The 18,563-nt window shown below is 71.4% G+C and carries 16 protein-coding genes; 9 read left to right on the top strand and 7 right to left on the bottom strand.

The window, feature by feature from the left end; all coding sequences use genetic code 11:
* Nucleotides 1–14: 14 nt before the first annotated feature.
* From ACOZ38_RS34510 to rpsT, 3 genes are all read right to left on the bottom strand, one after another.
* Entirely contained in the window at nt 15–2,018 is a 2,004-nt protein-coding gene (locus ACOZ38_RS34510; RefSeq protein WP_424535230.1) for an FtsX-like permease family protein, read from the bottom strand.
* Entirely contained in the window at nt 1,916–2,701 is a 786-nt protein-coding gene (locus tag ACOZ38_RS34505; RefSeq protein ID WP_424535229.1) for a hypothetical protein, read from the bottom strand. Before ACOZ38_RS34505 ends, ACOZ38_RS34510 begins: the two co-directional genes overlap by 103 nt.
* 294 nt (nt 2,702–2,995) lie before the next feature.
* A complete protein-coding gene (rpsT, locus tag ACOZ38_RS34500) occupies nt 2,996–3,268 on the bottom strand; it encodes a 30S ribosomal protein S20 (protein WP_405140269.1) in 273 nt (90 codons plus the stop codon).
* A 368-nt stretch (nt 3,269–3,636) separates the two neighbouring features.
* Between rpsT and lepA the strand changes: the two genes are divergently transcribed.
* Together lepA and hemW are read left to right on the top strand one after the other, a co-directional pair.
* Nucleotides 3,637–5,463: a translation elongation factor 4 gene (lepA, locus tag ACOZ38_RS34495; RefSeq protein ID WP_405140267.1), complete on the top strand. Its 1,827-nt coding sequence runs from the start codon at nt 3,637–3,639 to the stop codon at nt 5,461–5,463.
* 204 nt (nt 5,464–5,667) lie between these two features.
* Nucleotides 5,668–6,885 carry a radical SAM family heme chaperone HemW gene (hemW, locus tag ACOZ38_RS34490; protein ID WP_424535228.1) on the top strand — a complete coding sequence of 406 codons (1,218 nt, stop codon included), beginning with the start codon at nt 5,668–5,670 and terminating at the stop codon, nt 6,883–6,885.
* Between the two features lie 230 nt (nt 6,886–7,115).
* Here the strand turns inward: hemW and ACOZ38_RS34485 are convergent, their stop codons facing one another.
* Genes ACOZ38_RS34485 through ACOZ38_RS34475 form a run of 3 tightly spaced genes read right to left on the bottom strand, consistent with a single transcriptional unit; the run spans nt 7,116 to nt 9,610 of the window.
* Nucleotides 7,116–7,778 carry a DUF4870 domain-containing protein gene (locus tag ACOZ38_RS34485; protein WP_424535227.1) on the bottom strand — a complete coding sequence of 221 codons (663 nt, stop codon included), beginning with the start codon at nt 7,776–7,778 and terminating at the stop codon, nt 7,116–7,118.
* Nucleotides 7,775–8,605, bottom strand: coding sequence for a DUF3097 domain-containing protein (locus ACOZ38_RS34480; protein ID WP_424535226.1), 831 nt, complete (start codon nt 8,603–8,605; stop codon nt 7,775–7,777). The genes ACOZ38_RS34485 and ACOZ38_RS34480 overlap by 4 nt, the downstream gene beginning before the upstream one ends.
* A gap of 21 nt (nt 8,606–8,626) precedes the next feature.
* Complete coding sequence (locus tag ACOZ38_RS34475) at nt 8,627–9,610, bottom strand: hypothetical protein (protein ID WP_424535225.1); 984 nt, start codon at nt 9,608–9,610, stop codon at nt 8,627–8,629.
* 184 nt (nt 9,611–9,794) lie between these two features.
* Between ACOZ38_RS34475 and hrcA the strand changes: the two genes are divergently transcribed.
* The 7 genes from hrcA (at nt 9,795) to ACOZ38_RS34440 (ending at nt 17,204) form a co-directional block, all read left to right on the top strand.
* Nucleotides 9,795–10,805 (top strand): heat-inducible transcriptional repressor HrcA, encoded by a 1,011-nt coding sequence (gene hrcA, locus ACOZ38_RS34470; RefSeq protein ID WP_424535224.1) that lies wholly within the window; start codon nt 9,795–9,797, stop codon nt 10,803–10,805.
* Complete coding sequence (gene dnaJ, locus ACOZ38_RS34465; protein ID WP_405140256.1) at nt 10,806–11,948, top strand: molecular chaperone DnaJ; 1,143 nt, start codon at nt 10,806–10,808, stop codon at nt 11,946–11,948. It begins immediately after the preceding gene.
* 168 nt (nt 11,949–12,116) lie between these two features.
* A complete protein-coding gene (locus ACOZ38_RS34460) occupies nt 12,117–12,842 on the top strand; it encodes a 16S rRNA (uracil(1498)-N(3))-methyltransferase (RefSeq protein WP_424535223.1) in 726 nt (241 codons plus the stop codon).
* Nucleotides 12,843–13,982: 1,140 nt separating this feature from the next.
* Nucleotides 13,983–14,738, top strand: a complete 756-nt coding sequence (locus tag ACOZ38_RS34455) for a class F sortase (RefSeq protein ID WP_424535222.1) — start codon at nt 13,983–13,985, stop codon at nt 14,736–14,738.
* 122 nt (nt 14,739–14,860) lie between these two features.
* Nucleotides 14,861–16,351 (top strand): HtaA domain-containing protein, encoded by a 1,491-nt coding sequence (locus tag ACOZ38_RS34450; RefSeq protein WP_424535221.1) that lies wholly within the window; start codon nt 14,861–14,863, stop codon nt 16,349–16,351.
* Nucleotides 16,348–17,043 (top strand): class E sortase, encoded by a 696-nt coding sequence (locus ACOZ38_RS34445; RefSeq protein WP_424535220.1) that lies wholly within the window; start codon nt 16,348–16,350, stop codon nt 17,041–17,043. Before ACOZ38_RS34450 ends, ACOZ38_RS34445 begins: the two co-directional genes overlap by 4 nt.
* Nucleotides 17,040–17,204: a hypothetical protein gene (locus ACOZ38_RS34440; protein ID WP_424535219.1), complete on the top strand. Its 165-nt coding sequence runs from the start codon at nt 17,040–17,042 to the stop codon at nt 17,202–17,204. The genes ACOZ38_RS34445 and ACOZ38_RS34440 overlap by 4 nt, the downstream gene beginning before the upstream one ends.
* A 49-nt stretch (nt 17,205–17,253) precedes the next feature.
* Here ACOZ38_RS34440 and ACOZ38_RS34435 read toward each other — a convergent pair whose 3' ends face one another.
* Nucleotides 17,254–18,450, bottom strand: a complete 1,197-nt coding sequence (locus ACOZ38_RS34435; RefSeq protein WP_424535218.1) for a glycosyltransferase family 4 protein — start codon at nt 18,448–18,450, stop codon at nt 17,254–17,256.
* Nucleotides 18,451–18,563 lie beyond the last annotated feature (113 nt).

Below are 18,563 nucleotides of genomic sequence, written 5' to 3'. Positions count from 1 at the left end.
TCGGCCGGTGCGGCTCATCGGTCGTCCCCGATGCGCAGGGCGCGGCCGAGGCCCTGACGGCGGAGCGAGCGGGTGAGGCCGGCGATGATGGCGAACAGCAGCGCCGTGATCCCCGCCAGCATCCCGAGCGTGGCGGGCCAGGGGACGTCGAGCAGCACGGCCGGGGTCACCGAGGCCGCCTGGCCGGTCAGGACGATGTGCGGGACGACCAGCGACGCGACCCCGACGGCCAGCAGCGTGCCGCCGACCAGTGAGAGCCCGATCAGGAACGCCTGCTCGACGGCGAGCAGGCCGAAGATCTGGCGGAAGCTCACCCCGAGGGCGCGCAGGATCGCGAACTCCGCGACCCGCTCCCGCGCCGCCACGGCCGCGTTGACCAGGAAGCCGAGCACCGCGAAGACCAGCGCCGCGGCGAAGCCGAGGATGAGCGCTCCCTGGAGCCCGCTGGCGAGCGGGTCGTCCCTGAACCGCCGGGTCAGCGAGCCGAGGTCCACCACGGCCTGGTCCCACTCGATGTGGGTGGCCAGCGCGGTGACCGCCGCCGCCGTGTCGCCGTCCCGCGTGGACATCCACCATTCTCCGGCGACGCGCGGGTCACGGGCCGAGGCGATGTCCTGCGCCTGCAGGCTGGGCAGGTCGGCGAGTACGGCCGCGGTCCCGGCCGGGGTCCCCGGCATGGCCTGGACGACTCCGGCGACGGTGACCCTGATCGGATCGCCGTCCAGCGTCAGCACGCCGCTCCCGCCTTCGGGGAGCTTCTCCCGTGCCGCGATGTCCGAGGTGATCACCACGGGCAGCGGCCTGAAGATCGCCGCCTTCGCGGGCTCCGTGCCATCGGAGGGCCCGTCCGCCTGTGTGAACAGGTCGGCGTTCGGGACTCCGGCGGACGCGGCGAGCACGGCGACGTCCTCCAGGGCGATCGGGTCCTCTGAGGGCTTCGGCGCGGGGACGGTCAGGGTGAACAGGGCGGGGCCGGTGGTGACCTGCTCGCCGGGGATGTGCGTGATTCCCCGGGCGATGTGCCCCCATCGCACGCCGCCGGGCATGGTCACCTCGGCGCCGGTGTCGGTCCTGACCGCCTCGGCCACCAGCTCAAGGCCCGTGCCCGTGGCGGGTATCGGCACCCCGACGGAGAACCCCCTGATGCCGAGCGGGTAGCTCAGCTTTCCCGACCTCCCCGCGAGCGCGGACAGGTCCACCGCGACCTGATGCGGCTTCCCGTCGGCGACCAGCGGCCCAAGGGCGACCTTCCACTGCACTCCCAGGGCGTCGACGATCACCATCCGCACGCTCAGGTCGGCGTAAGCGGCGCTCAGGGACGGCTGGTCGAGGCGGAGCCGCAGATCCAGGGTGAGCTTCTTCGGCGTGCCAGGCAGGGGGACGACGGGAGCGCCGGGCCTTCCGGCGGCGAGCCGCGCGGCCAGGGTGGTCACCGGATGGCCGGCGAGGTCGGGCCGCAGCATCAGCATCGGGCCCAGCTTGGCCGTGTCGGCGGCGAGAAGCGTTCCGGCCCCGTCCGAGAAGGTCGCCGTGCCCCGGTACACCGGGTTGACCTCGGTGATCCCCGGTAGGGCCGCGAAGGTGGCGCCCTTGCCGAGCGGGCCGAGCTCGGGCGCCTCCACCGGTCCTGACACGCGCAGGTCGGCACCCGCCTGGTGCCTGGCCTGGTCGACCTGCGAGGTGCGCCAGGTCGCCGAGGTCGCCATGGAGACCACGCCGATGGCCACGGCCATGGTGAGCAGCAGGGCGGGCCCGGAGTAGCGCATCGGGCGGCGGCTCACCTGCCAGGCGCCCAGCGCGGGCGCGAGGCTCGGACGCCGTGAGGTGAACCGCTCGACGATCCGCGAGACGCGCGGCACCAGCCGCAGGCCGAGCATGCCGCCGCAGAGCAGCGCCAGCGCCGGGCCGGTGACGATCAGCGGGTCGATGCCGAGATCGCCGCCCGCCGTGGCGGTGACCGGAGCGCCGTAGTGCTGGAGCTGCCAGATCGCCAGCGCCGCCACCACCAGGAGCGCCACGTCGCCGCCCGCCCGCTGCAGCAGCCCCTGGGAGTCGTGTAGCCGCCGCGCTCGACGCCCCTGCGCAGCAGTTCCTCGCCGCTCCAGCGGTCGGCGTACGGGTCGGCGAGCTGGAAGACGCCCGTGAGCCTCGCGCGGACGGTCTTGTGGTCGAGGCGGCCCTCGATGCCGAACTCGTCGCCGGCCTTGAGGTTCATCGACTGGGCGGCCAGCTGGGAGATCGCGACCTCGATGACGCCCTGCGGCGCGGGCCTCGGCCACGCGCCCTCCAGCAGCCGTCCCTGACGCTCCAGCCCGTCGTACGTCGCGAACCGGGTGAGCTCGGGGTGCTTGAGCCCTTCCTGTCCAGGCAGGGCGTAGGAGTCGGAGCGGGCGCTGAGGGTGACGTCCAGCGGTACGGGCCCGTGGCCGTCGCTCGCCCCGAGGGCGCCCAGCCGGGTGCGTACGGCCTTCTCCGTGGCGGCGAAGGTGTCCCGCTGGACGGGCGCGCTGATCGTCGTCGCGGTGGTCCGGGTCGAGGCCGTCTCCATGGCACGCCGTACGCCGGCGCCGGCGACCGTGGAGGCGTACATGGTGAGCGCCACCAGCGTCGTGGTCGCGAGGAGGATCGAGCCGAAGGCGGCGAAGAGCAGCAGTGGCTCGCTGAACGCACGCCGCAGCACCAGAGGTGTCCGCCCCCGCATGACCCGCCTTCCGCTGCCCTGTTCCCCGTTTCGCACACCCTAGTTAGGGCTTTGGACGAGGAGAGAGAGCGCGGGCGTCACGGTGATACATCCGGTATCCGGAGGAAATTATCGTGTGATATTGAAATCGGGACATTTCCTGAAACCCTCGCGTGGACGCAAGGGCTCGTACCAGGACGGAGGTCCGCCTCTGACGACATCGGTGCGGATCCCGAGCCGGGCGGGGTCAAGAAGGGTCAAGGCATGCCAAAACGCCGCGTCCGCGGGGGACACGGCGTTGTGGGATGCCTGAGCCTACTTGGCGGGCTCGAGGTTGGCGACGCGCTTGGCGATCGCCGACTTGCGGTTCGCCGCCTGGTTCTTGTGGATGACGCCCTTGCTGACAGCCTTGTCGAGCTGACGCGAGGCGGCGCGCATGAGAACGGCCGCCTCATCCACGTTGCCCTGCTCGGCGGCCTCGCGGAACTTGCGAACCGCCGTCTTCAGGGACGACTTGACGGCCTTGTTACGCAGCCGGGCCTTTTCGTTCTGCCGGTTGCGCTTGATCTGGGACTTGATGTTCGCCACGAAGAAGCCTCGGTGAAAGTCGGTGGATGGGGCGCGCGGGCAGAGAGGGCGCGCCACACGCAGTTGAACAGGGTACCAACATGCCGGACCCACGCTCAAATCGGAGGCCACGGCACACCCCTGCACCCTTATGTTAGCGCAGCGGCGAGCTTGGCGGTCTTGGTGCCGGTAAACTGGACTCCGAGCGCGGCACCGGCACGCCGGCGAGGCGAGGCGAAACACCTCGTCCGGGCGGTGTGCGGGCGCGACCGCCGCGCCGATCTGCTGTCCAGGTGACGCTGTCCGGGTGACCACCCGGGCGTGCCACCATGGTTAGCGGCTGCCCTGACAGCCTTCTGATCGTCGTCAATCCTGCCGAACGGACCCCGGTGCGCATCCACCCTGGCCAGACCGACCCCGCGCTGATCCGCAATTTCTGCATCATCGCGCACATCGACCACGGCAAGTCCACGCTCGCCGACCGGATGCTCCAGCTCACCGGTGTGGTCGACGCCCGGCAGATGCGCGCGCAGTATCTCGACCGCATGGACATCGAGCGCGAGCGCGGCATCACCATCAAGTCGCAGGCCGTCCGGCTGCCATGGGACGGCCACGTGCTCAACATGATCGACACGCCCGGCCACGTCGACTTCACCTACGAGGTGTCCCGGTCGCTGGAGGCCTGCGAGGGCGCCGTGCTCCTGGTGGACGCGGCGCAGGGCATCGAGGCGCAGACGCTGGCCAACCTCTACCTGGCCATGAACGCCGACCTGCACATCATCCCGGTGCTCAACAAGATCGACCTGCCGGCCGCGCAGCCCGACAAGTACGCCCAGGAGCTCGCCGGCCTGATCGGGTGCGACCCGTCCGACGTGCTCAGGGTGTCCGGCAAGACCGGAGTGGGCGTCAAGGAGCTGCTCGACCACGTCGTCCAGCACGTGCCCGCCCCGGTCGGCGACGCCGACGCCCCCGCGCGGGCGCTGATCTTCGACTCGGTGTACGACACCTACCGGGGCGTCGTCACCTACGTCCGGGTGATCGACGGGCAGCTCTCCAAGCGCGAGCGCACGGTCATGATGTCCACCGGCGGCACCCACGAGACCCTGGAGATCGGCGTCATCTCGCCGGAGCCGGTGCCGTCCGTGTCCCTGGGCGTCGGCGAGGTGGGCTACCTCATCACGGGTGTGAAGGACGTCCGGCAGGCGCGCGTCGGCGACACGGTGACCTCGGCCGTACGGCCGGCGGAGGAGCCGCTCGGCGGGTACGACCACCCGAGGCCGATGGTGTACTCCGGCCTCTATCCCATCGACGGCGACGACTATCCGGAGCTGCGCGAGGCCCTCGACAAGCTGCGCCTGAACGACGCGGCCCTGGTCTATGAGCCCGAGACCTCCGCCGCCCTCGGGTTCGGCTTCCGCTGCGGCTTCCTCGGCCTGCTCCACATGGAGATCGTGCGCGAGCGGCTGGAGCGCGAGTTCAACCTCTCGCTGATCTCCACCGCGCCGAACGTCATCTACCGGGTGGTCATGGAGGACGGCAAGGAGCTCGTCGTCACCAACCCCTCGGAGTTCCCGGCCGGCAAGATCGCCGAGATCCACGAGCCGGTGGTCAAGGCGACGCTGCTCTCCCCGTCCGACCACATCGGCGCGATCATGGAGCTCTGCCAGGGGCGCCGGGGGGCGCTGCTCGGCATGGACTACCTCTCCGAGGACCGCGTGGAGATCCGCTACACGCTGCCGCTCGGCGAGATCATCTTCGACTTCTTCGACCAGCTCAAGTCGCGCACCCGGGGGTACGCCTCGCTCGACTACGAGCCCTCGGGCGAGCAGGAGGCCGACCTCGTCAAGGTCGACATCCTGCTCCAGGGCGAGGCCGTCGACGCCTTCAGCGCGATCGTCCACCGCGAGAAGGCCTACGCGTACGGCGTCGAGATGGCCAAGAAGCTCAAGGACCTCATCCCCCGGCAGCAGTTCGAGGTGCCGATCCAGGCCGCCATCGGCGCCCGCGTGATCGCCCGCGAGAACATCCGCGCCATCCGCAAGGACGTTCTCGCCAAGTGCTACGGCGGTGACATCAGCCGTAAGCGCAAGCTGCTGGAGAAGCAGAAGGAAGGCAAGAAGCGCATGAAGATGGTGGGCCGGGTCGAGGTGCCGCAGGAGGCCTTCGTCGCCGCGCTCTCCACCGAGGGCCCCGCCGCCGACAAGGCCAAGAAGTAACCCTCTCCCGCCAGGGCGAACCACACTGAGCACGGCGCCCGGTGACCATTCATGGAACCGGGTCGCCTGCTTGTCCTGCTTGTCCGGCCGCCACCGCTGTGCTCATGTTCCGGCGCCGGAACGACCGGCGTGGTCGGCGCCGTCATACGGCGGGTTATCCACAGGGTGGCGGGGGCACCGTGCCTCGGGCGGCAGACTGGGAGCGTGCCTTCCGTACTTCTCGACGGCGATGCCGTTCCCGCGTCGGGCGAGCTGCCCGCGAGCGCCCATGAGGGCCTCGGCACGCGGCCGTTCGGCTTCTATGTCCATGTGCCGTTCTGCGTGACCCGCTGCGGATACTGCGACTTCAACACCTACACCGCCACCGAGCTGGGCCCCGGCGCCTCCCGCGCCGACTACGCCGACACGGCCATCGAGGAGGTACGGCTGGCGCGCAGGGTGCTCGGGGACGCCGAGCTGCCCGTCGAGACGGTGTTCTTCGGCGGGGGCACGCCGACCCTGCTGCCCGCCGGTGATCTGGTGAAGATCCTGCGGGCGGTGGACCAGGAGTTCGGGCTGGCCCCGGGCGCCGAGGTCACCACCGAGGCCAACCCCGAGTCCGTCGACCCCGCCTACCTCGAAGGGTTGCGGGCCGGCGGGTTCAACCGCGTCAGCTTCGGCATGCAGAGCGCGAGGGACCACGTGCTGGCCGTGCTCGACCGGCGGCACACCTCCGGCCGCCCGGCGCAGGCCGTAAGAGAGGCGCACGACGCGGGGTTCGAGCACGTCAACCTGGACCTGATCTACAGCACGCCGGGGGAGAGCGACGACGACTGGCGGGCCTCGCTCGCGGCGGCGATCGAGGCGGGCCCCGACCACGTGTCGGCCTACTCACTGATCGTCGAGGAGGGCACCCGGCTGGCGGCGCGGATCCGCAGGGGCGAGCTGCCCATGCCCGACGACGACGTGGCCGCCGACAGGTACGTCATCGCCGACACAATGCTCTCGGAGGCCGGGTTCTCCTGGTACGAGGTGTCCAACTGGGCCACCTCCGAGGAGGCCCGGTGCCGCCACAACCTGCTCTACTGGACCGGCGGCGACTGGTGGGGCGTGGGCCCGGGCGCGCACGGCCACGTGGGCGGCACCCGCTGGTGGAATGTCAAGCATCCGGCGGCCTACGCGTCCCGCCTGGCCGTCCGGTCCTCGCCCGCGCACGCGCGCGAGGTGGTGTCCGAGGCGGACCGGCACGTTGAGCGGCTGATGCTGGAGCTGCGGCTCGACTCGGGGTTCCCGCTCGCGGAGATCGGCCCGGACGCACGTACGGCCGTCGCCCGGGCCCTCGGAGACGGGCTGCTGGAGCCCGGCGCCTTCAGGAGGGGCCTCGCGGTGCTCACGCTCAGGGGGCGGCTCCTCGCGGACGCCCTGGTACGCGACCTGACCTGAGCCCCTTGCTCAGGCGGCCGACCTGACCTGAGCCATGTGGTCGATCTGCGCCCCGTGGTCGATCTGCAGCCCGTGGTCGACTTGGGCTCCGTGGTCGATCTGAGCCATTCATGTGGTGAACCTGAGCCCTGTGGTGGACCTGAGCCGTGTGGTTGAGCTGTCACGGTCCCCGGCTCACGCGGCCCGCCGGGGTTCGGGCGGGCGCGTCCCTGTCAGCTTGCCGGCATCGGTCAGCTGACGAAGCGGATGGTCATCGGGTAGCGGTAGTTCTCGCCGCGGTTCGCCGCCACGGCCGCCATGATCATCACGATCAGCGAGCCGATCCACAGGATGAACATCAGCAGGACGCCGATGAGGACGAAGGCCAGCACGAAGCACACCGCGTAGGCGATCATCAGCGTGAGCTGGAAGTTGAGCGCCTCGGCCGACTGGTCGCGGACGTAGGGCGCCTCGTCCTTCTTGACCAGGTACAAGATCAGCGGGCCCATGAACGAGGTGAGCAGACCGAGCAGGTGGGCCAGCATCGACATCGTCGTGTCGTCGGACCCCGGGCGCGGCCCGTACCTCCCCGGCACATGCGGCTGCCCCCTGAAGGGCACCTGCCCATACCCCGGCTGCCCGTACCCCGCTTGCCCGTACCCAGGCTGGCCGTACCCGGATTGCCCGTATCCAGGCTGCCCATGACCAGCTGGCCCGTACCCAGGCTGGCCGTACCCGGACTGCTCGTTTCCAGGCTGTCCGTGGCCGGGCTGTCCGTACCCCTGCTGTCCGTGGCCCGGTGCCCCGTGGCCCTGCTGTTCGTACTCCTGCCGTCCGTACTGCGGCTGCTCGTACTCGGGCTGCCGGTCACGTGGGACGTCGTCGGGGCGGCGGTCCTGTGGGGTCTCGCTCATGTCTGTTCCTCGGTCTCCTCGGTCGTCACGAAGTCGATCAGCTTCTCCACGCGGCCCAGGAGCTCCGGCTCCAGATCGGTGAACGTGTGGACGGAGCCGAGGATGCGCCGCCAGGCGTCCGCCGGCTCAAGCCGCCAGCCGAGGGCGTCGATCACGCCCTCCTTCCACGGCACCCCGCGCGGGACGGCGGGCCAGGCGCGGATGCCCACGGCGGAGGGCTTCACCGCCTGCCAGATGTCCACGAAGGGGTGCCCGACGATGAGCACCTCCGGTGAGGACACCTGGGCCGCGATACGGCTCTCCTTGGACCCGGGGACCAGGTGGTCGACGAGCACCCCGAGCCGACGCCCAGGGCCGGGCCCGAACTCCTCCACGATCGCAGGGAGATCGTCGACGCCTTCGAGGTACTCGACGACGACGCCCTCCACGCGCAGGTCATGGCCCCAGATCTTCTCCACCAGGGACGCGTCGTGCACGCCCTCGACGTAGATGCGGCTCTCGCGCGCGACACGCGCCCGCAGCCCGCCGACGGCGATCGAGCCGGACGCGCTGCGTGCCGGGCCCTTCGCCGCCGCCGGGGCAGGGCGCACGAGCGTCACCGGCTTGCCGTCGAGGAGGAACGCGGCGGGCGTGAGCGGGAACACCCGCCGCCGCCCGAAGCGGTCCTCCAGCGTGACGGCCTCCTTGTCGCAGGCCACCACGGCCCCGCAGAAGCCGCCCTCCGCGTCCTCCACCACGAGGTCGGGCTCGGCGGGGACCTGCAGGATCTTCCCGCGTAGCGGCCTCCGCCAGTCTCCGGCCAGCACGTCCCGTCCGTAGTCCCGCATACCTGGGCACGCTAGCAAAGATCACGCTCCGGGCGGCGTCCCCTGCGGCCACGCGCCACCGTAGGAGGCGGAGGCGGCCGCCCGGCGCTTGCGCTCGCGGCTGCGCCGGACCAGCACGACGATCGTGGTGACGACCGCGAGCACGAACCCGGCCAGCGGGATGAGGATCAGCGAGGCCACTCCACCGGCCAGCGCGCCCGGGCTGGCGGTCAGCGACTTGCCGACGCCGAAGAGCGCGTCCTTGCCCTCCTCGGCCTTGCACCTGATGTTGTACGTGCCGGCGGCCGGGACGCCGATGTCGAACAGCAGCTCCCACTTCCGTCCGTCAGCCGTGACGGTCTGCGAGGACGTCGGCTGGGTGAGGGTGGCCTTCTGACCCGCGGCGTCCAACGCGGAGCAGGTGACGTTGGTGGGCCCGGACGCCGAGGCGTACAGGACGGGCTTGCCCTTCGGGTCGAGCGCGGCGGCCACGCTGCCGCCGCTCTTGAAGGTCTGCGTCGGCGCCGCGTCGTTGATGGTCTTGAACAGCCCCCCGGCGAAGCCCGCGACCCCTACCACGAAGCAGACGACCGCGATGAGCCAGGCCAGCACGATCCACAGCACGCGCGGCCGTACGGGGCCGGGTGCGGAGTGCGCGGGGGAACCGTACGGCCGGGCCGAGCCGGGCGGCGGGGGAGGGGGCGTGCCGTACGAGGGGCCGTAGGAAGGGCCGCCCTGGGGGTTGCCGTATCCCTGGCCGCCTTGGGGGTTGCCGTATCCCTGGCCGCCGGAGGGGGTGCCGTAGGCGGGACCGCCCGAGGGCGTGCCGTAGGAGGGGGCGGCCGGGGTGCCGTACGGGGGCGCGCTGGGGGCGTTGCCGTAGGCGGGGGAACCACCATAGGAAGGGGCGCCGCCGGCGGGCGCGCCTCCGGACGGCGAGCCGGGCAGGGGAGCATGCTCGCCAGGGGAGTTGTGACGCGGAAGCCGGGTCGTCGCGTCGTTCAGCCGGGGGTCGTTCTCACTCATGGGGGAGAGTCTGGATCGTCCGACTTGCCGACGGATAGCAAGTGACTTGCCGCTGGCTGGGCGAGGTCGTACGGATGGGTTATCGCACCCTGTCGGCCGGAGCCGTACACTTGGCACTCGGGAACACAGAGTGCCAGACCAGGCGTTTACGCAGGCACGAACGCAGGGCAGGGAGGTGAGCACGTTGCTCGATGAGCGTAAGCTCGCAGTTCTGCGCGCCGTTGTCGAGGACTACGTGTCCACCAACGAGCCGGTCGGGTCGAAAGCGCTCGCGGAGCGGCACAATTTGGGGGTCTCTCCGGCCACCGTGCGCAACGACATGGCCGTGCTCGAGGAGCAGGGCTACATCACACAACCCCACACCAGCGCGGGCCGCGTGCCCACCGACAAGGGCTACCGGTTGTTCGTCGACCGGCTGTCCCAGATCAAGCCGCTGTCCGGCGCCGAGCGCCGGGCGATCGAGACCTTCCTGGCGGGCGCCGTCGACCTCGACGACGTCGTGACCCGCACGGTGCGGCTGCTCGCGCAGTTGACTCGGCAGGTCGCCGTGGTGCAGTATCCATCGCTGATCCGTTCCACGGTCCGGCACGTCGAGCTCGTGCCGGTGGCCGAGCGGCGGATCATGCTGGTGCTGATCACCAACACCGGGCGGGTCGAGCAGCGGGTCGTCGACCTTCCCAATGTGGTGGAGGACGACCGGATCGCGCATCTGCGGGCGGTGCTCAACGCCTGCCTCGACGGATGCCGCCTCAACCGCGTGCCCGAGACGGTGGCCGACCTGCACGACCGGCTTCCCGAAGAGGACCGGCCCGTGGCGACCACCATCCTGTCCGTTCTCCTGGAAACCCTGGTCGACCGGCATGATGAGAAGATCGTCTTCGCCGGGGCGGCCAACCTCGCGGGCGACATCAGCGTCGGCCTCCGCGAGGTCCTCGAGGCGCTTGAGGAGCAGGTCGTGCTGATGCGGCTGCTCGGCGAGGCGAGCGACTCGGCCGCGCTCACGGTGCGGATCGGCTCGGAGAATCCCTACTCCGGGCTTCACGGCACCTCGATCGTCGCCGCCGGATACGGTTCGGGCGACAATGAACTGGCTCGGCTCGGAGTGCTGGGCCCGACGCGAATGGACTACCCGGTGACTATGGGAGCGGTGCGCGCAGTGGCACGCTATGTCGGCCAGATTCTGGCGGGGTCCTAGGTGGCCCGCGACTATTACGGCATCCTCGGGGTCCGCCGTGACGCGAGCCAGGACGAGATCAAGAAGGCGTATCGCCGCCTCGCCCGCGAGCTCCATCCCGACATCAACCCCGATCCCGAGACGCAGGAGCGCTTCAAGGAGATCAACCAGGCGTACGAGGTCCTGTCGGACCCGAGCAAGCGCCAGATGTTCGATCTCGGAGCCGACCCCTTCGGCGGCAGTGCCGGCGGTCCGGGGGCCGGTGCGGCCGGTTTCGGCGCGGGCTTCCCGTTCAGCGACATCATGGACGCCTTCTTCGGCGGCGGTGGCGGAGCCCGGGGGCCGAGGTCCCGGGCGAGGCGCGGGCGCAACGCGACGATCCGCGTCGAGCTGGACCTGGCCGAGTCGGCGTTCGGCACCACGCGCGAGCTGGTGGTCGACACCGCCGTGCTGTGCGAGGTCTGCCAGGGGTCGGGCGCCGCGTCCGGCACCCATCCCGACACCTGTGACATGTGCCACGGGCGTGGTGAGATCTCGCAGGTCACCCGGTCGTTCCTCGGCCAGGTGATGACCGCTCGTCCCTGCCCGCAGTGCGGCGGGTTCGGCTCGATCATCCAGCACCCCTGCCAGGAGTGCTCAGGCGACGGGCGGGTGCGCACCCGCCGCACGATCAAGGTCCGCATTCCGGCGGGCGTCGAGGACGGCACCCACATCCAGCTCGCCGGCGAGGGCGAGGTCGGCCCCGGCGGCGGCCCGCCCGGAGACCTGTTCCTGGAGATCGTCGAGCGGCCGCACGAGATCTTCGAGCGGCGTGGCGACGACCTGCACTGCACGGTGCAGATCCCGATGACGGCGGCGGCGCTCGGCACGATCTTGACCGTGGAGACCCTCGACGGCGCGGAGGAGATCGACGTACGGCCCGGCACTCAGGCCGGTCACGTCCTTCCGCTGTACGGGCGTGGCATCCAGCGGCTCAACGAGACCGGCCGGGGCGACCTGCTGATCCACGTGAACGTGGAGACGCCGACCCGTCTCGACCCGGCCCAGGAGGAGTTGCTCAAGGAGCTGTCCAAGCTGCGCGGGGAGGAGCGCCCGCCGGGTAAGTTCGCCCCCGGGCAGCAGGGCTTCTTCTCCCGCCTCCGAGACGCCTTCAACGGCCGCTGACCCCCGCGCCCGCTGACAATCCGCCCGACGGGCCTTCACGTCCGGCGGGCGGCCCAACGCCGCGTCCGGCGGGCGGTCACGGCCTGGGCGTCGTTCGCCAAGGCCGCGGCCTGGGATGGCTCACTGTGTTGGTTCGCGGGGGCGTGTGCGCGTGGCTAAGGTTTGCGGGTGAGCGTCCCCGTCTTCCTCGCCGACGACCTGTCCGGGCAGGAGATCGTCCTGTCCGGCCCCGAGGGGCGGCACGCCGCCACCGTGCGAAGGCTGCGCGCCGGTGAGCGCGTCGACCTGACGGACGGCAGGGGCGCGGTCGCCGAGTGCGTCGTGCGCGACGTCGCCAGAGACTCACTGCGGCTGGAGGTGCTCGGCCGCCACACCGTGCCCGCGCCGGCCCCGCGCCTCGTGGTCGTCCAGGGCCTGCCCAAGGGCGACAGGGGCGAGCTGGCCGTCGAGATGATGACCGAGGCCGGGGTGGACGTCATCGTTCCCTGGGCCGCCGCGCGCTGTGTGACCCAGTGGAAGGGCGACCGCGCGGGCAAGGCCCTGGCCCGGTGGCGCTCCACCGCCAGGGAGGCCGGCAAGCAGGCCCGGCGGTTCCATCTGCCGGAGGTCACGGAGCAGGCCACGACGGCCCAGGTGGCGGCTCTGCTGCGCGGCGCGGCGGTCGCGGCCGTGCTCCACGAGGAGGCCGTCGAGCCCCTGTCCCACCTCGATCTCCCGGCGACCGGCGACATCGTGACGGTGGTCGGCCCCGAGGGCGGGATCACCGGCGAGGAGGTCGAGCGGTTCAGGGAGGCGGGCGCCACGCCGGCCCTGCTGGGCCCCACCGTGCTGCGCACCTCCACGGCGGGAGTGGCCGCCGCCGCGGTCCTCCTGACCCGCTCCGGCCGCTGGTGATCACAGCCGCCCACGTCGCCCGCTGGTGATCGCGGCCGCCGCCCTCGGCTGTCGATGATCGCGGTCGCCCCCTCTGGCAGCTGGTGATCACAACCGCCCGCGTCGCCCGCTGGCGAATGTGGCCGCCGCCTCTGGCTGTCGGTGATCGGGGCCGTCGGCTCGGGCCGCCCACCGTCACGCGGCTTATAGCGCAGAACATCCGGAGGCGGAGCCTCTCGCGGTGGGCCGTCGAAGGTCTTTCCCGGTCTTGTCCCGCTGGGCGTTTCGCGGCAACCTCCGCGTCGCTTCCCGTGCATCTTCCGGCAGACGCTTCACAGCGGCAACATCGATGCGCCTCCGGACTCACCCCTTTCCGTAACCGGAGCTGGTCAGGCTTTCCTGGCCCGAGTCGGGCGCACACGGTGAGAGGCAGAGAGACATGTTGCTACCAGGAAGCCGCGCCGCTGTGGCCGTGGCGGCGAGCCGGGCGTCGTGGCGACCGTGAGCCGCCCGTCGGCGACGACCGGGAGCGACCGTGCCTCCACCGCGACGGACGGCGACCGAGAGCGCACGAAGGAAGGCGACCGAGAGTCGGCGACGCGAGGCGGTCGAGAGTCGGCGACAGACGGCGGTCCAGAGTGGGCGACAGGCGGCGGTCCAGAGTGGGCGGCGCGAGGCGTTCGAGAGCGGGCGACGGACGGCGATCCAGAGTGGGCGGCGCGAGGCGGTCGAGAGCGGGCGACAGGCGGCGATCCGGAGTGGGCGCTAGGCAGTCACGAGGTGGGTTCCAGCGGTGATGACCTGCCGTGGGACGCCCTGGATGTGACCTCTGTCCCGGACGCGGCCTCCGATGTCCCGGACGCGGCCCCCGGCAGGGACCGGCCGGACGGGGGTCTCCCGGCCCCCGAGGCGGGTCCCGGCTGGACGGAAAGGCCTCTCCCCATGCCGGGCGACCTCGGTGTGCCAGTGCCGGAGCCGGTCCCCGGCGCTGACGGGGTCATGCCGGATTCTGCCTCTGGCCCTCACGGATTCGTGCCGGAGCCGGTCTCTGGTACTTCCCAGGTGGTGGCGGAGCCGGTTTCCGGTTCTTCCGGGGTGGTGGCAGAGCCGGTCTTCGGTACTTACGGAGTGGCGGAGCCGGTTTCCGGTTCTTACGGGGTGGTGGCAGAGACGATCTCCGGCTCTTACGGGGGCGGGCCTTCTTACGGGCAGGCCTGGGCGTACGGCGGCGTGGCGGGGCAGGTGCCCGTGCACGCGCCGGGGGCCTGGGTGGTCGCTCCGGCGCATGTACCGAGGTCCCGTGACCTGCTCGGGTGGCCGATGCGGATCGTTCTGGTGCTGGCGATGGTCATCGCCCTCGTGGTCGTCTTCATCGGGTTGTTCACCTCGGCGTTCGAGGCTAGGGCGGAGGCCGGAGTGTCTGCCGAGGTGCGGGCGGAGGTCGGAACGCCCGCCGCGGTGCGGCCGGTACGCGTCGTGATCCCCGGCATCGGCGTGGACGCCCCGGTGCGTCCGGTCGGGCTGGAGGCTTCCGGCGAGATCGAAGTACCGCCGATCTCGGCCCGTGACCTGGCCGGGTGGTACCGGTACGGCCCCGTGCCCGGGGAGACGGGCCCCGCCGTGATCGTCGGGCACTTCAAGACGCGATCAGGTCCGGCGGTGTTCGCCAGGGCGCGGGAGCTTCGCCGGGGCGACAGGATCGAGGTCGTCCGCTCGGACGGCCGCGTCGCCGCCTTCACCGTGGACGGTCTCCAGCAGGTGCGGAAGGCGGAGTTCCCGACCGAAAAGGTCTACGGGAACATCGGCCATCCCGGGTTACGACTGATCACCTGCGCCGGGGTCTTCGACCGGAAAGCGCGTGCCTACCCGGACAACCTGATCGTCTACGCGTCTCTGACCTCCGCCCGCCCTTCCTAGCCCCACTGCATTCACCCTCCCGTGGCCGGTCCTAGACGGCGCTGTCGCCTGACGGGTGTTCCGTGGGTCTCGGATATTTAGGTCCCCCGAAAATACGCTTTTTGATCAGGATGGTTGGTTCGATGAGTAGCACCTCCGTCGGCCGGAGGCAGTCGGCGCGCCGACGCGTCGGCTGGTTGGCCACGCTGGGTCTCGTGCAACTGCTCGCCGGTGGCATGGCCACCGTGGGCGCGCTGGCAACGGTCTCGACTGAGCAGCCCACCGTGCGTGGGGTGACCGGCGGGTCGCTCACCTGGGCGGTCGGCGAGCGGCTCGGCGCCGAGGAGCACGTCGAGGTCACCCTCGCGGGCGGAGTGGAACGCGACCGTGAGGGCGTGTTCCACTTCCCCGCCGCCGGGGGCGCCTACGATCCGGCGACGGGGACGGGCACCGTGACCTACGGCGGCAGCGTCACCGTCGTCCGCGACCACAAGGGCGTCGTCATCGCCAATCCCGTGGTCGTGATCAATGGCACGGAATCGGCGCTGCACGCCGAGATCGGAACGCCGGGACCCTCTCCCACCCCCGGTGGCACGCCCCCGGCCGGCGCCACTCCCGCGGTCACCCCCACTGCCGGCGACGAGGCGCCCGTGGCCGGCGTGTCGGACGCTGACGGCAAGCCGCTGACGGCGCTCGCCCGGCTGAGCGTCGAGAAGGACGCCGCGGACGTACGAGGCCAGGCGGTCACGTGGGCCGCCGTGCCCGCGACGGCCACCGAGGGCTCGGCGACCGTGCTCGCGGCGCTGCTCGGCGACGACGAGGCGCTGACCCCGGTGACGATCACCCTCACCTACGACCAGGAGCCCAGCCCGGGCGCCGGAGCCGGCCTGCTGACGTCCGGAAGCTCGACGCCGACCGGGTCTCCGACGCCGTCGCAGACTCCGAGCTCCTCCCCGTGTCCGTCCGCGAGCCCGAGCGCCTCGCCCAGCGCGACGCCTTCCGAGGAGGAGGAGGCGAGCCCTTCGGCCAGCCCGACGCCGAGCACGTGCGTCAGCCCGTCGAGCAGCCCCTCCTACTCCCCGTCGCCGAGCCCTTCCGCCACCTGTCGCACCTCGACCCCGACGTCCTCGGCCAGCCCGTCGCCGTCGGCGAGCCCGTCGCCGTCCGTGAGCCCCTCGGCGTCCGCCAGTCCGTCGGCGAGCCCTTCCGCCTCTGAGGCGCTCAGCATGGCCGGCGGCGCGACCGTGGTGCTGGTCCACGCCCGGACGATGACGGAGAGTCCCAGTCCGAGCGCCAGCGCGAGCCAGAGTCCCAGCGCGAGCGCGAGCCCCAGCCCTCAGGGCACGTCGTCGGGGTGCCCCACGACCAGCTCGTCTCCCAGCCCGAGCGGCTCCGGCTCTCCTTCCCACACCCCGTCCGCGTCGAGCTCGCCGAGCACCTCGCCCACTCCGCGGCAGACCGTCACGAAGCACACCACCCTCCCCGCCGCGAACACCGGTGGCGACGACACGCTGGCCAAGACGGGGGACGGTTACGTCATCCCGCTGATGACCGTCGGCATCGGGTTGATCGTGGGCGGTGGCATCACCCTGCGGGCCTCCCGCCGGACCGTCTACCTCCGCGACGACCTGTGACGGACATCGCCGAGTGGGACGCGCCGGCGCGCGTCCGGGCCGAGGAGGGCTGGGAGCCGCCGGCCAGGCGCGCGTGGCGGCTGGTCGGCGAGCTGATGCTCACCGCTGGGGTGGTGGCGGTGCTCTTCGCCGCCTACGCGACCTACGGCAAATCGTGGCAGATCGAATCCGAGCAGAACGGGCTCGCGGACGAGCTGGACCGGCGCTGGGCGGCGAGCGTCGAGCGCCCGGTGGCCGGCCAGCCCATGGCCCGCATCCACATCCCCAAGCTGGACCGGCAGTGGGCCGTGGTCGAGGGCGTGTCCCAGGGCGACCTGAGGAAGGGGCCCGGCCACTACCCGAGTACCGCACAGCCCGGTCAGATCGGGAACGTGGCGATCGCCGGCCACCGCATCTCGTCGATCTTCTGGGACATCGACCGGCTCCACCAGGGTGACGTGATCGTGGCGGAGACCCGCACCGGCTGGTTCGTCTACCGGGTGGTCAGGCAGCGCCTCGTGCTGCCGCGCCAGGTGGAGGTGATCGCCCCGAGCCCGGGCCGTCCGGGGCAGGCGCCGCAGAAGGCGATGCTCACGCTGACCACCTGCAACCCGAAGTTCCAGAACTGGCAGCGCCTCATCGTCCACGCCGAGCTGGTGCGGGAGCAGGCCAAGTCGAGTGGCCGGCCCGCCGAGCTGAAGGGGCATCCGTGATATTTCCCTGGATCTGGGCGCGGCTTCCCGGCGGACGGCTCGGCAAGGCGCTCTCCCTGGCGGTGCTGATCGGCGCGTTGGTGCTGCTTCTGTGGTTCGTGCTGTTCCCGCTGGTGGACGCCCTGCTGCCCTTCGACGACGTCACCGTCGACGGCCAGTAGCCCCGTAGCGGGGCGGCGGCCCAGGTGACCGCCGCCGTCCCGCCGGAGGTCACCGCCTCCGTGCCGGGGCCGCGAGCAACGAGTGGTAGAGCGACTCGGTACGGTCGGCGGCGACGTCCCAGGAGTAGCGGCCGAGCACGTCCTCGGCCCTGGCCCGCGCGCCCTCCCTCTCGTCGTCGAGTGCCCCCAGCACCCGTACCAGGACGTCCCGAAGGTGTCCTTCGTCCCCCTCGCGGAACAGCCGGCCCCCCGGACCCTCCTCCGCGATCACCTCGCGGTGGCAGCCGAGGGAGCTGGCGATCGTGGGCAGCCCGTACGAGGTGCCTTCGAGCAGGGCCAGCGGGAGCCCCTCCAGGTGCGAGGGCTGCACGTAGACGGCGGCGTGACGGTAGAGGGACGCCAGCTCGTCGCCGTACACGTACCCCAGCATGCGCACCCGGGGATCCGCCGCCGCCAGCTCGTTCAGCCGGGAGACGTAGCCGTCCGTGAAGGACGACCCGCCCACGACGGCGAGCCGAACATCACCTTTCACCTCGCTGAACGCCTTGAGCAGCAGGTCGACGGCCTTCTCCGGCACCAGCCTTCCGACGAACAGCACGTACTTCCCGGGAAACAGCCCGTGCCGGATGACGGGGTCGGGGGAGGAGGCAGGGACGGGCCGCTCGACCCCGTTCCCGATGTGGACCGTCGGCCGGTCGCGGACCAGGGAGTACTCGTCGGCGATCTCGCCGGAGACTCCGATGACCGCGTCGGGGACGTGCTCGCTCAGCCAGCGGGCGCCGCGGAGCACGGCCTTGGCCATGCCGCCCCACTTCTGCCGGCGGTCGTCGTGCCCGTGGATGGTCTGCACGACCCGCGCGCGCGACAGGTAGCGGGGCAGCGGGGCGCACAGGCCGGGGCCGAGCGCGTGGTAGTGGACGATGTCGTGCCGGTCCGCCAGGGCCGCCACGGTGGACAGCAGGCTGTGCGCGAGGGCGTCGAAGTGCTTGGTGCCGACGGTGGGCAGGTGCCGCAGCCGCACGCCGTCCACGGCGTCCCATCGCTCGGACACGTAGTTGCTGCGGCAGTAGACGGTCACCTCGTGCCCTCGGGCGGCCAGCCGCCTCCCGAGGTGGGCGACGTGGTGCTCGATGCCGCCGAAGGTGGCCGGGAGGCCGCGCTGGCCGATCATGGCTATGCGGAGCACCCGCCGATCGGCGGGCGCGGGGGAATATGCGAGGGATTCTGAAGTCTCTGCGGCGGGCATGCCGGAACTCCCCATATAAGACAAGCACGGGACGCGTCTTCGGCCTGGACGTTAGGGAATTGCGGGTGGCGCGGAAAGGGGTGATCGGGGTATTTCCGCGCTCTTCACCATTG

Origin of the sequence: Sphaerisporangium viridialbum (genome assembly GCF_049674955.1) — a bacterium.
In the GTDB taxonomy this organism is placed as follows: Bacteria; Actinomycetota; Actinomycetes; order Streptosporangiales; family Streptosporangiaceae; genus Sphaerisporangium; species Sphaerisporangium viridialbum.
This window is presented reverse-complemented; position numbering and strand designations above follow the sequence as displayed.